9 protein-coding genes are annotated in these 13,380 nt (G+C 69.1%); 5 read left to right on the forward strand and 4 right to left on the reverse strand.

The genetic code is table 11. The features are described from left to right. Positions 1-257: 257 nt before the first annotated feature. The 3 genes from ilvC to GP2_RS07370 form a co-directional block, all read right to left on the reverse strand. Complete coding sequence (gene ilvC, locus GP2_RS07360) at positions 258-1,271, reverse strand: ketol-acid reductoisomerase (protein ID WP_006899857.1); 1,014 nt, start codon at positions 1,269-1,271, stop codon at positions 258-260. A 95-nt stretch (positions 1,272-1,366) separates the two neighbouring features. Then, complete coding sequence (gene ilvN / locus GP2_RS07365; protein WP_006899858.1) at positions 1,367-1,870, reverse strand: acetolactate synthase small subunit; 504 nt, start codon at positions 1,868-1,870, stop codon at positions 1,367-1,369. Beyond that, positions 1,867-3,825: an acetolactate synthase large subunit gene (locus tag GP2_RS07370; RefSeq protein WP_006899859.1), complete on the reverse strand. Its 1,959-nt coding sequence runs from the start codon at positions 3,823-3,825 to the stop codon at positions 1,867-1,869. The genes ilvN and GP2_RS07370 overlap by 4 nt, the downstream gene beginning before the upstream one ends. A 352-nt stretch (positions 3,826-4,177) precedes the next feature. On the opposite strand from GP2_RS07370, the gene GP2_RS07375 reads away from it, so the two are divergent. From GP2_RS07375 to ilvD, 3 genes are all read left to right on the forward strand, one after another. Next, positions 4,178-4,624: a PH domain-containing protein gene (locus GP2_RS07375; protein WP_040526602.1), complete on the forward strand. Its 447-nt coding sequence runs from the start codon at positions 4,178-4,180 to the stop codon at positions 4,622-4,624. A gap of 138 nt (positions 4,625-4,762) precedes the next feature. Then, on the forward strand, positions 4,763-6,106 hold the full coding sequence (mgtE, locus tag GP2_RS07380) for a magnesium transporter (protein WP_040526591.1): 1,344 nt from the start codon (positions 4,763-4,765) through the stop codon (positions 6,104-6,106). A gap of 298 nt (positions 6,107-6,404) precedes the next feature. Next, on the forward strand, positions 6,405-8,249 hold the full coding sequence (gene ilvD / locus GP2_RS07385; RefSeq protein ID WP_006899862.1) for a dihydroxy-acid dehydratase: 1,845 nt from the start codon (positions 6,405-6,407) through the stop codon (positions 8,247-8,249). 89 nt (positions 8,250-8,338) lie between these two features. Here the strand turns inward: ilvD and GP2_RS07390 are convergent, their stop codons facing one another. Beyond that, positions 8,339-9,556 (reverse strand): DoxX family protein, encoded by a 1,218-nt coding sequence (locus tag GP2_RS07390; protein WP_006899863.1) that lies wholly within the window; start codon positions 9,554-9,556, stop codon positions 8,339-8,341. Between the two features lie 106 nt (positions 9,557-9,662). Here GP2_RS07390 and GP2_RS07395 point away from each other — a divergent pair, with 106 nt between their 5' ends. Next, positions 9,663-10,763, forward strand: a complete 1,101-nt coding sequence (locus GP2_RS07395; protein WP_040526592.1) for a PQQ-dependent sugar dehydrogenase — start codon at positions 9,663-9,665, stop codon at positions 10,761-10,763. A 168-nt stretch (positions 10,764-10,931) separates the two neighbouring features. After that, on the forward strand, positions 10,932-13,304 hold the full coding sequence (locus GP2_RS07400; protein ID WP_006899865.1) for a hypothetical protein: 2,373 nt from the start codon (positions 10,932-10,934) through the stop codon (positions 13,302-13,304). Positions 13,305-13,380 lie beyond the last annotated feature (76 nt).

The raw sequence follows: 13,380 nt of genomic DNA on the forward strand, positions 1-13,380 counted from the left end.
GTACACACCCGGGGCGTCGTTCTTTTCGCGCCGGTCGTGGCGGACCACCGGGCGATCCACCTCCACGACGACCGCGGTCTCGACACGACCCGCCATTTCGGCGGGCCTCTTCTGTCCGAGCATTCCGGACGTGACGACAATCGCTGCCGCCGCCAGCACAGACCACCCACCACGGACCCGGGCGCGACGCAACGGGCGAGAAAGCCGATCGGCCCCCGGGACGAATCCCAGGGGCCGATCGTGAGGGTCGTTCGGACTCAGGCGGTCTCGGTGATGGGGCGGTCGACCCAGCTCATCAGGTCGCGCAGCTTCTTGCCGGTGACCTCGATCGGGTGCTCGGCGTTCTTCTTGCGCAGGGCCTCGAGCTCCTTGTTGCCGCCCTCGACGTTGGCGACGAGGCGCTTGACGAAGGTGCCGTCCTGGATGTCCTTCAGGATGCCGCGCATGCGCTCCTTGGTGTCGGCGTCGATCACGCGCGGGCCCGAGATGTAGCCGCCGAACTCGGCGGTGTCGGAGACCGAGTAGTTCATGCGCGCGATGCCGCCCTCGTACATGAGGTCGACGATCAGCTTGAGCTCGTGCAGCACCTCGAAGTAGGCCATCTCCGGTGCGTAACCGGCCTCGACCATGACCTCGAAGCCGGCCTTCACCAGCTCCTCGGTGCCACCGCAGAGAACGGCCTGCTCACCGAACAGGTCGGTCTCGGTCTCCTCCTTGAAGGTGGTCTTGATGATCCCGGCGCGGCCGGCGCCGATCGCGCTGGCGTAGCTCAGCGCCAGGGCCTGGCCCTCGCCCTTCGGGTCCTGGTCGATGGCGATGAGCGCCGGGACGCCCTTGCCGTCGACGAACTGGCGACGGACCAGGTGGCCCGGGCCCTTCGGGGCGACCATGCCGACGGTGACATTGGCCGGCGGCTTGATCAGGCCGAAGTGGATGTTGAGGCCGTGGCCGAAGAACAGCGCGTCGCCGTCCTTCAGGTTCGGCTCGATGTCCTCGGTGAAGATCTGGGCCTGCGAGGTGTCGGGGGCGAGCACCATGATGACGTCGGCCCAGGCGGCCGCCTCTGCTGCGGTGAGGACCTTCAGGCCCTGCTCCTCTGCCTTGGCACGCGACTTCGAGCCCTCGCGAAGACCGATGACGACGTCGACGCCGGAGTCACGCAGCGACAGCGAATGCGCATGGCCCTGGCTGCCGTAACCGATCACCGCGACCTTGCGACCCTGGATGATCGACAGGTCTGCGTCGTCGTCGTAGAACAGTTCGATGGCCACTTTGTTTCCCTTCGATTTGTGGCGCCCCTCGCCGTGCGATCTGCCGCCGAGAGACTTCTAATTCTCTTGTCGCTGTTTCCAGCGGAGTCTAACGGTCAGCGATTGGCCGACATGCTCTTCGGTCCGCGACCCAGTGCCACGGCACCGGATTGGGCGATCTCGCGGATGCCGTACGGATCGAGCATCCGCAGCAGGGCCTCGAGCTTCTCCGACGTACCGGTCGCCTCGATGGTGAGCGACTCCGGCGACACGTCGATGACCTTGGCGCGGAAGAGGTTCACCACCTCGATGACCTCGGTGCGCACCGACGAGTCCGCGCGCACCTTGACCAGCATCAGCTCGCGGGACACCGAGTTGGCCGGATCCTGCTCGACGATCTTGATCACGTTGATCAGCTTGTTCAGCTGCTTGGTGACCTGCTCGAGCGGGAAGTCCTCGACGGAGACCATGATCGTCATCCGCGAGATGCCCTTGAGCTCGGTCGGTCCGACGGCCAGCGACTCGATGTTGAAGCCGCGCCGCGAGAACAGCCCGGAGACACGGGCCAGGACGCCCGGCCGGTCCTCCACCAGGACGCTGAGGGTGTGGGTGGTGCTCACTTCTGGTCCTTCTCCGCCGCAGCCGAATTCGGCGCCGCTGCATCGGGCTTGGTCATGGTCTCGTGGATGTCGACGGGATCGGAGGCGGCCTCGTCGTCGTCGAACAGCGGCCGGATGTCGCGGGCCGCCATGATCTGGTCGTTACCGGTGCCCGCGGCGACCATCGGCCACACCTGGGCGTCCTTGCCGACGATGAAATCGATGACGACCGGGCGGTCGTTGATGGCCCGGGCCTGCGCGATGACGTCGTCGACGTCCTCCTCACGCTCCACGCGGAAGGCGACGCAGCCCAGCGCCTCGGCCAGCTTCACGAAGTCCGGGATCATCCGCGAGTGGGTGGCGAGGTCGGTGTTGGAGTACCGCTGCTCGTAGAACAGCGTCTGCCACTGGCGGACCATGCCGAGGTTGCCGTTGTTGATCAGGGCGACCTTGATCGGGATGCCCTCGATGGCGCAGGTGGCCAGCTCCTGGTTGGTCATCTGGAAGCAGCCGTCGCCGTCGATGGCCCAGACCTCGGCCTCCGGTGCGGCGGCCTTCGCGCCCATCGCGGCGGGCACGGCGTAACCCATCGTGCCCAGGCCACCCGAGTTGAGCCAGGTGCGCGGCTTCTCGTAGCTGATGAACTGCGCAGCCCACATCTGGTGCTGGCCGACGCCCGCACAGTAGATCGCGTCCGGCCCGGCGGCCTTGCCGAGTGCCTGGATCACGAACTGCGGCGACATCGAGCCGTCGCTCTGGCGGTCGTAGCTCAGCGGGTAGGTCTTGCGGATGCCGTCGAGGTACTCCCACCACTCCGACAGGTCGGCGGTGGCGCCGGTGGTGGCGCGCTCGTCGCGCAGGGTCTCGATCAGCTCGGCGATGACCGCCTTGCAGTCGCCCACGATCGGGACGTCGACCGGACGGTTCTTGCCGATCTCGGCCGGGTCGATGTCGGCGTGGATGACCTTCGCCTCGGGCGCGAACGACGAGAGGTCGCCGGTCACGCGGTCGTCGAACCGGGCGCCCAGGGTGACCAGCAGGTCGCTGCGCTGCAGGGCCGCGACGGCGCCGACGGTGCCGTGCATGCCCGGCATGCCCATGTGCTGCTGGTGGCTGTCGGGGAACGCACCGCGCGCCATCAGGGTGGTGACGACGGGGATGCCGGTCAGTTCGGCGAGCTCACGCAGCTCCTCGGCGGCGTTGGCCTTGATGACGCCGCCGCCGACGTAGAGCACCGGACGCTTCGAAGCGTTGATGAGGCGCGCGGCCTCGCGCACCTGCTTGCCGTGCGGCTTGGTCACCGGCCGGTAGCCGGGCAGGTCGATCTGCGGCGGCCAGGAGAAGGTGGTCTGGCTCTGCAGGATGTCCTTGGGGATGTCGACCAGGACAGCGCCGGGACGGCCGCTCTCGGCGATGTGGAACGCCTCGGCGATGACCTTGGGGATGTCGATCGCGCGGGTCACCAGGAAGTTGTGCTTGGTGATCGGCATGGTGATGCCGGCGATGTCGGCTTCCTGGAAGGCGTCGGTGCCGATCAGCTGCCGACCGACCTGGCCGGTGATCGCGACGACCGGGACCGAGTCCATCTGGGCGTCGGCCAGCGGGGTGACCAGGTTGGTGGCGCCCGGGCCGGAGGTCGCCATCATGACGCCCGCGCGGCCGGCGACCTGCGCGTAGCCGGTCGCGGCGTGGCCGGCGCCCTGCTCGTGACGGACCAGGACGTGGCGGACCTTCTTGGAATCGAGCAGCGGGTCGTACACCGGCAGCACCGCACCGCCCGGAATACCGAAGACGACCTCGACACCGAGCTCCTCGAGCGACCGGACCACCGACTGTGCGCCGCTGACGCGTTCGGGCGCCACGGTGTGCTGGCCTACCGCACGGAGGTTGCCCGCCGCGGGAGACTGCGTACGCAGTCCGGCGTTACGCGACGGCTCGGTACGGCCGGCGTCGTTGCGTGCTGTTGGTGCGCTCACTGCACGATCCTCATCTAGTTTGTGTGTTCATCTGTGTGTGATGTGGCCTGACATGAAAAAACCCCCGACAGCTACAGCTGTTCGAGGGTGGCGCGTCGTTGCCGTTTCGGGGTCTGCGAAGTGACCGGTCAGGCGACGCGCCAGCCGAGTACTACGAGAATCCCGTTCGTCATCACGAGATCACGGTAGGACTGCGCGCAGCACAGAGTCAAACTCCGGACAGTGCAGTCCCACATCGTGGGAACCCACTGGTGGTGACCCACGTCTCACGAGACGGCATCGCCGGACCGTCCCGGCCTCCCGGCCGACCCGAGACCCGCCCCGACCGACGCCTGTTGGCACAATGGGCCGCGTGCCGACCGACTCCAGTGACCCCACCTCGACACCCGACGACGACTCCGCCGAGTTCACCTACCCGGTGGTCTTCCGCATCAACCGGGTCGCCTACTTCACCGTGCCGATGGTCGCGCTGATGGTGATCCTGCTGATGGGCGCCTCGCTGTGGTTCGCCTTCGGGTTCGTGGTCCCGGTCGCGCTCCACCTCTGGATCCGCCGGCTGCGCACCGTCGTGAACGAGGACGGCCTGACCGCGGTCGGCGGACTGTCGACCACCGAGATCCCCTGGTCCGACATCGCGGGCCTGCAGTTCCCGCGCTGGAGTCCGGTCCGCGCCGTGCTGACCAACGGCAAGCGGGTCCGATTGCCTGCCATCGGCTTTCGTGATCTCCCCGCCCTGAACGTGGTCAGCAAGGGACGCATCCCCGACCCGTTCGAGGCCGCCGCCGAGCGCGACAGCTGATCGCGCGGCGGACACGCCGACGGCCGGCCCACGACCGGCCCACAGCAGCGGCCGGCCGACGACTCAGCGCCCTGATGGCACAGAAACGACACTGCCGGAAAGGGTTTGACCGTCACGCCAGCCGCTACTGTCGATACCGTGACCTACGCGACGATCGAACCGAACGAGCTGGACGAACTGATCTCCGACGGCGACCTCGGTGTCGCCGCGTCGGCGCTGTCGGCACTCCCGCCCGGTGAGATCGCGGCTCTCCTGGACCGGCTTCCCCACAAGCCGCGAGGTGTCGCGTTCCGGCTGCTGCCGAAGGATCTCGCGGTCGAGGTCTTCGACGACCTGTCGCCGAACTCGCAGCACCGACTGATCGAGGACCTGGGCACGGTCGAGGTGGCGGCCGCCTTCGACAACCTGGACCCCGACGACCGTGCGGAGCTGCTCGACGAACTCCCCGCCGGCGTGGCCCGCGCGCTGGTGCAGCAACTGACGCCCGAGGAGCGCGACGCCACCGCCGTCGTGCTCGGGTATCCGCGGGGCTCCGTCGGCCGCCGGATGAGCCCCGAGGTCGTCCACGCCCGCCGTGACGAGAGCGCCTCGGCCGCACTGGCGCGCGTCAAGGAACGCGGCCACGCCGCCGAGACCATCTACACGGTCCCGGTCATCGACGACTCGCGGGTGCTCTGCGGCGTGGTCAGCCTGCGCGACCTGCTGCTCGCCGACCCCGACGAGCCGATCGCGGCCATGATGAGCAAGCCGATGTACGCCGTCGTCGACGACCACGCCGAGGCCACGGCCCAGCGCTGCCTCGACCGCGGCATCCTCGCCATGCCCGTCGTCGACCGCGACCATCGCCTCGTGGGCGTGCTGACGATCGACGACGCGGTGGCCGTCGTGGAGCAGGCGCGTGACACCGACGAGGCGCGCGCGGGTGCGCGGGAGCCGCTGCGCGAGCCGTACCTGTACGCCTCGATCCTGTCGATCACGCGGGCCCGGATCGTGTGGCTGTTCATCCTGGCCGTGTCGGCGATCCTGACCGTCAACGTGCTCGAGATCTTCGAGGGGACCCTGGAGCAGAAGGTGGCTCTGGCGCTGTTCATCCCGCTGCTCACCGGCATCGGCGGCAACACCGGCTCGCAGGCGGCCACGACCGTGACCCGCGCACTCGCCACCGACGACGTGGCGACCCGCGACGTGCTGCGGGTGGCGGTCAAGGAGATGCGCGTCGGCCTGACGATGGGATCGCTGCTCGGCGTCGTCGGATTCGGCGTGGCCGCACTGGTCTACGAGATGTCCATCGGCGCGGTGATCGGACTGACCATCGTGTCGATCTGCACCATGGCCGCGACCGTCGGCGGTGTCATGCCGCTCGTCGCGAAGGCGCTCCACGTCGACCCCGCGGTCTTCTCCACCCCGTTCATCTCCACGTTCTGCGACGCCACCGGCCTGATCATCTACTTCTCGATCGCCAAGGCCGTCCTGGGGATCTGACCGGCGCCGTCACCGGTCCGGTGATCGGCAATTGGTTTTGTTTCCGCATGTCACAGCGGAGTAGCCTGGACTCTCAGCGACGCGTCACGCCCACCCTCAGCGTGCGCAGCCGTTGCATCCCCCTTCCCAGGCTCACAGCCCGTGTGGGACCAACCCCTGGGTCGGCGGCGTTGCGCCAGGAGTCCCGACGGCAGACCGCACCCTGGATGGTCCTGCCCGTCGAGCCCCGGCCGGCCGTCCCGAACGGCCTTGCGGCCGAGGCGACTCAGCCAGACCCGACGATCGATATGAGGACACGATGCCAGCCCTGAGGTCACGCACCACCACCGTCGGCCGCGAAGCCGCCGGAGCCCGTTCGCTGTGGCGCGCCACCGGTATGACCGACGACGATTTCGGCAAGCCGATCGTCGCGATCGCGAACTCCTACACCCAGTTCGTGCCGGGGCATGTGCACCTCAAGGACGTCGGCGAGATCGTCGCCGACGCGGTCCGCGCCGCCGGCGGCGTGCCGCGTGAGTTCCACACCATCGCCGTCGACGACGGCATCGCGATGGGTCACGGCGGCATGCTCTACTCGCTGCCGTCGCGCGAGATCATCGCCGACTCGGTCGAGTACATGGTGAACGCGCACACCGCCGACGCGCTGGTGTGCATCTCCAACTGCGACAAGATCACCCCCGGCATGCTCAATGCCGCGTTGCGCCTGAACATCCCGACGGTCTTCGTGTCGGGCGGGCCGATGGAGGCCGGCAAGGCCGTCGTCGTCGACGGCGTCGCCCACGCCCCGACCGACCTGATCACCGCGATCTCGGCCTCGGCGAACTCCGACGTCGACGAGGAGGGCCTGAGCGAGGTCGAGCGGTCCGCCTGCCCTACCTGTGGCTCGTGCTCGGGCATGTTCACCGCGAACTCGATGAACTGCCTCACCGAGGCGCTGGGCCTGGCCCTGCCGGGCAACGGCTCGACGCTGGCCACCCACGAGGCCCGTCGTGCGCTGTTCCAGCGCGCCGGCAAGGTCGTGGTCGAGGCCGCCAAGCGCTGGTACCAGGACGACGACGCGTCGGTCCTGCCGCGCAGCATCGCCTCCGCGTCCGCCTTCCGCAACGCGATGGCGCTCGACGTCGCGATGGGCGGATCGACCAACACCGTGCTGCACATCCTCGCCGCCGCCCAGGAGGGCGAGGTCGAGGGCTTCGACCTGTCGACCATCGACGAGATCAGCCGCAAGGTCCCGTGCCTGTCGAAGGTCTCGCCGAACTCCGACTACCACATGGAGGACGTGCACCGCGCCGGCGGCATCCCGGCCATCCTCGGCGAGCTGCGCCGCGCAGGCCTGCTCGACGAGACCACCACGACCGTGCACTCCCCGTCCCTGGCGAAGTTCCTCGACGACTGGGACATCCGCGGCGGCAAGGCCGTCGACGAGGCCTTCGAGCTGTTCCACGCGGCGCCGGGCGGAGTCCGCACCACCGAGCCGTTCTCGACGAACAACCGGTGGAGCTCGCTCGACACCGACGCGGCCGGGGGCTGCATCCGCGACATCGAGCACGCCTACACCACCGAGGGCGGCCTGTGCGTGCTGCGCGGCAACCTCGCGCCCGACGGCGCCGTGCTGAAGACCGCCGGCATCGACGAGGACCTGTGGCACTTCGAGGGCCCGGCCCGTGTGGTGGAGAGCCAGGAGGAGGCCGTCCAGGTCATCCTGTCGAAGACCATCCAGGCCGGCGAGGTGCTCGTCGTCCGCTACGAGGGCCCCGCGGGCGGCCCGGGCATGCAGGAGATGCTGCACCCGACCGCCTTCATGAAGGGCACCGGCATGGGCAAGAAGTGCGCGCTCATCACCGACGGCCGATTCTCGGGCGGCTCGTCGGGCCTGTCGGTCGGCCACATGTCGCCGGAGGCGGCATCGGGCGGAGCGATCGGGCTCGTCGAGGACGGCGACCCCATCCTGATCGACGTCAAGACCCGTCGCCTCGAGGTCCTCGTCGACGACGAGGTGCTCGCCGACCGCCGCGCGAAGATGGAGGCCTCCGAGCGTCCGTGGCAGCCCAAGGACCGCCAGCGTCCGGTCACCCAGGCGCTGCGGGCCTACGCCAAGATGGCCACCTCGGCCGACAAGGGCGCGGTGCGCAAGGTCGACTGAGGCCCGAGCGGGGAACAGCAGAACGCAGAATGCGGGCCGGGTGTCGCCTTGGGCGACGCCCGGCCCGCATTTCTTGCGCAGGGGCGCGATCAGCCGAGGGGGTTGGTCCCGTTCGCGAGGATCCAGACCGCGGCCGCCGCGGCGACGCCGACGATCAGCCACACGAAGGACCCGATGAACGGTCGGCGGGCCCATCCGCGCGGGTAGTCCAGGGAGTACAGGCCGGGGCCGGTCAGGATCACCGCCGCCGCGGCAACCGCGAGGAACAACTCGTACTCGACGCCCTGCGCCGACGCGAAGAACTCGAAACCGCCCGCGGCCGAGACGCGGTAGGCCGCGGCGACGAGCATCGTGCCCAGGATCGCCGAGGCACCGATCGGCGTGAGGAGACCGAGGATGACCATCAGGCCGCCCACCGTCTCCGACAGCGCGCCCACGATGGCGAGGGCCTGCGCGTAGTCGGCGTTGAATCCGCCGTCGACGAGCATCTGCTCGAATCCGGACAACCGCGGCCCGTTCCACAGACCGAAGAGTTTCTGCAGGCCATGGGCTCCGACGACGACACCGAGGCCGACACGCAGGACCAGCAGGCCGAGGTCGAGGGTGCCGCGTCGGGCCTTGGCGACCGCATCCTCGAGTTCCTCGTCGGCGACACCCATCGGGGTCTCGTGCTCGTCGACGGCCGCATCCCGGCGGCGCCGTCCGAAAAGGCCCCTGCGTGAACCGGGCTCGTCGTCGTCGAGCACGGCGGTGTCGGTGCCCGTGAGGTTGTCGTCCTCGTCGTCGAGGAACGGATAACGAGCGGTCCCGACTGGCGGCAGCTCCGGTTCCGGGGTGGTCAGCGCGTCGTCGGCCGGGACCCCTGCGGGCTCGGAAGGGCTCTTCGCGAACGCGACGGTCGGCTCGACACCGGGTTCGTGCGCGGGTTCCGGTGCAGGTACGGCGGGCGAGCCCGGTTCCCGCCGGGACGATCCGGACACCGGAGCATCCGCCCCGGGACGATCAGGCCTCGCGTGGCCGGACCCGGAGAGAGCGGGGTCCGAGGACTCCGGGTCCGCGGGCGCCGGGGTGGGCGGGTCGATGCGGCGCGTCTCGACGTCGTCGGGATCGATGTCGTCGAGTTCGTCGACCCTCGAGTACGACGCCGGGCGTCGTGCGTGCCGGTCGAAGAAGGAGTCCCGGTCCGCCGGGTCCTGTGACGGCGTCCGCCCCTGGACCGGGATCTGGCCGGTCGGTTCGTCGTACGGGCTGAATGCGGGGGCGGCCGAGTCGGGCTCCCCGTCGTTCGGCGTGTCGCGTTCGCTCACAAGCCCGACTCTAGGCGCTCGAGGTGCGCGCTCACCGCACCCCGGCGGGGTGAGTCGGCACACCATTACTGTGGACCTCATGTGGAAGGGGCGGCCGAGCGGCCGAATGCTGGTGACGATCCTGGCGGTGATCACGCTCGCGGTGGGAGGATGCGCGAACTTCACCGAGCAGGACCGTCAGCGGGAGGCCGGCGCCTTCACCCCCAACAGCCGGCCGAGCGGTCAGGCGGAGCCCACTCCCCCGCCGGCCACGCCGCGCGAGACCCAGCCGCCACCGTCCGGCCCCTGTGTCGACCCGGACCCGGCGGTGATCGCCACCTGTCTCGCATCGACCGGCGGGTTGATGCCCGGCGACGATCAGGGCGAGGTGACCGTGGTCGCCGAGCGGACCACCGGGAAGATCATCACCACGAAGCGTTACGGACCCGAGCGGGTCCTGGCGCAGGCCCCGGTGGACGCCTCCGGCGACGGCGGACTCATCGATTTCGCCTTTTCCCCCACCTATTCTCAGGATCGGCTGATCTACGCATTGATCACCACTCCGTCGGACAACCGCGTCGTCCGACTCGCACCCGACGACGTCCCGAAACCCATCCTGACCGGAATCCCCAAGGGCGCCACCGGGAACATGGGGTCGATGTTCTTCCGGACGCCCACCGAACTCATCGTGGCCACCGGCGATGCGGGCGATCCTGCCGCGGCCGACAACCCCTCGTCTCTGGCCGGCAAGGTGCTGGCAATCACCTCGTTCACCTCGGGCGCCAACCCCCGCCCGCGCATCCTGGCCGACGGCTTCGGATCGTCGGTGGCGTTGTGCCCCAACGAGAACGGAACCATCTACGTGGCCGATCAGAAGGCCACCGAGGACCGCGTCCAGGTTCTCGAGGAAGGCGGGCCCAAGGTCCTGTGGACGTGGCCGGACAAGCCGCAGATCGCCGGGTGCGGCGTCGCCAACGGGAGCATCTTCGTGTCGACCACGCGCACCCAGCGCATCGAGGGGATCCGGGAACCGACCCGTGAGGACCCCACCGTCACCGCCCCTGCCGTGGTCCTCGACCGGCGATATGGGGCCCTGGGCCGAATGACCGCACTGCCCAACGGAGTTCTTCAGGTCGCGACCGTAAACCGGCAGGTCGGCGATCCCAAGCCCACCGACGACCGCGTCTTCCGTTTCCTGCCGCAGGGCGGCGGGAACGACCGGACCTGAGTGGGGCAAGCGCAGCCGTGACGCTCCGTTCACCCTGAGGTCAAAGAGACGAAATCAGACATTCGTCCAAACGGACGAACTTCGCGAATCCGGTGCCTTCTGATGAGGCCCTGACGACGATCTCCCCTTACGATCGCTTGCACCCCAAGCGATTACCAGGAGATCAACTTGACATCCCCGCAAGGAAACCGGGCGAGTCGCCGGGAGGCGGCGCGCGCACAGGCACGCTCGTCCAAGAAACTGACGAAGGCGGCCGCCGCACTCGGTGCAGTGCTCGCGATCGGCACCGGCGTCGCCGCGCCGGCCATGGGTGCCGAGCTCAACGCCGGCCAGATCGCCGAGAACGGCTATGCGACGACCGACAACATCATCACCATCACCGACAACCTCGGGCGCACACAGATCGCCCTGCTCGCCCCGCTGAAGTCGGTGCTGCCCGAGGGATGGGTGCCCGCGGTCACGAGCTCGAAGAACTCGACCAGTGAGCCCCTGACCATCCTCGAGGTCGTCTCCGAAGCGACCGGCATGCTGGTGGCGGTGCCCGACACGAGTCACGTGCCCGGCGTCGGAGGCAACTCGATCCTGGGAGCGCTCGACCAGGGCAACGCGCTGATCCAGCAGGCCTATCTCGGACTGCAACTCGTCGACCCGCTCTTCGGCCTGACGAACATCGCCGGTCCGGCGGCGTCGGCGGGGGCCGACCTCACGGTGGCCAACGGCCCCATCATCGCGGCCAACGCGAAGGCCCTGGCCGAGAAGGCCTGGAACGGACGGCCGATCAAGCAACAAGCAGACCTCATCGATCCCACCAAGTTCCTCAGCTCGCTGGCCGGCGTCGGCAGCGGCAGCAAGACAACCGATTCGTGGACCGGAACGGTGGATTGGCCGGCGCTCGGCGTCAGTGGCAGCAACTGGATCACCCAGAACCGACTCACGATGGACCCGCTCACCGCGGCCGGCCTCAAGGACACCGTCCTGCAAGCGTACGGTCCGCTCCAACCGCTGGAGGTCGCGAAAGGCAGCGAGCGGTGCACCCGCAAGGCTTTAGGCATTTGCTACAGCCGAACGTGGGACGCGGAGAAGGACGCATCGGGTGCCACGGTCTACGAGATCGCCTACGACCCGAATTCAGACCTAGCCAAAGCGCTTTCGCACTTCGACGACTTCGACTTCCAGGGACTGTCGATCATCACGCGCGAGATCGGCAGCGCCTACTCGCTCCCGCTGGACGGCTCGGCGGGCTCGCTCGTCGGCCTGACACAGGTGATCATCCCCGGCGGCGAGGGCCGGCCGGACCAAGTCCTGACCGTGCCGATCATGGCCGGCGGGATCACCTCGCCGGGACAGTTGTTCACGGCCGGCGGCAAGTTCTCCCCCGGCATCGTCACCAACGGCGCGCAGTCGGTGCAGTCGGTCCTGGGTTCGCGCTCGTCGGGCTTCGCGATCCCCGAGTTGGGTGTCGGACTCGACAAGACCTCGCTGCTGCAGTCGTACTACATCGGACCGGACGGGATGCTGATCAACTCCGGCGTGACCGTCGCGCTGCTGAAGGTGGCCGACGGGGTCACCTTGCCGGTGGTGTACTCGCTGGGCTCGCTCAACGTCGGTCCGTACGGGATCGGCTACAGCGGTCCGTCGTTCTTCGGCATCGGACTCCCCGGATTCCAGCTCGGCACCACTCCCCCGGACGCCGACCTCTCGCTGGCCGGAGTCGACCTCGGCGAGCTGGACCCGGCGCTCCTCGACCTGGGTCAGCTGGGCAACCTGTTCGGCGGCGCCAACTCGCTGGTCTCCCTCGATCCGGCGCTCGTGTTCGCCGCGCTGGGCATCGAGGTGCCGGAGTTCCTCTCCGAGGCGGAACTGCCCGGGTTCCTCTCCGACCTCGACCTGCCCGACCCGATCGAGGTGGTGCGCCGGATCGAGGCGTTCCTCAGCCCGCTGTACACCGAGCACGTCACCCCCACGGCCTCGCAGATCTCGAAAGCCCTGGCCGACGCGGCGACGAACCTCGTCAACTCGGGCTCGAACGCCGTGCGGTCCGCCTCCACGTCCCTCGCCGAGGCCACGGGCGAGATCGCGGATGCGGTCGGCAACTCCGGCTCGGCGTCCACGACATCGCATGCCACCGGCCGGCACGCGCTGGACGAGACCTCCTACGTCGGGAAGCACCGCAACGACGATCCGGCGCCACCCGTGCCGACCCTGGCACCGGCCCAGAGCGGGTCGACGTACACCCCCGGCGAGGGAGCAGGCGGCTCGACGGGCGGCGGCCCGACCAGCAGTGGTGTGACCGGCAGCGGCGAAAGCGCAAGCGGCTCCACCGGTTCCACGACCGGCGGCGGTGACGGCGCCTCGAGCGGCAGTACCGCCGCAACCGGCGGCGACACGTCCGGCAGCACCGGTTCCGGCTCGACCGGCGGCAGCACGGGCACGACCGGCGGCAGTGACAGCGCCTCGGGCACCACCGGCAGCGGCACCAGCACAGGCGGCAGCGCCTCTGGCGGTGGCACTTCCGGCGGCAGCGCCTCGGCCGACGACTGAGAACGACGACTGCGAACAACGGAACAAGGCCCGATCCCCGCGTACGGGGATCGGGCCTTGTCGGTGTGTGGGCGCT

This window comes from Gordonia paraffinivorans NBRC 108238, from assembly GCF_000344155.1.
GTDB classification, from domain to species: Bacteria; Actinomycetota; Actinomycetes; order Mycobacteriales; family Mycobacteriaceae; genus Gordonia; species Gordonia paraffinivorans.

Coding starts and splice junctions, on each gene's coding strand:
- ilvD (WP_006899862.1), top strand. CDS start 6,405: ATGCCAGCCCTGAGGTCACGCACCACCACCGTCGGCCGCGAAGCCGCC.
- GP2_RS07395 (WP_040526592.1), top strand. CDS start 9,663: ATGCTGGTGACGATCCTGGCGGTGATCACGCTCGCGGTGGGAGGATGC.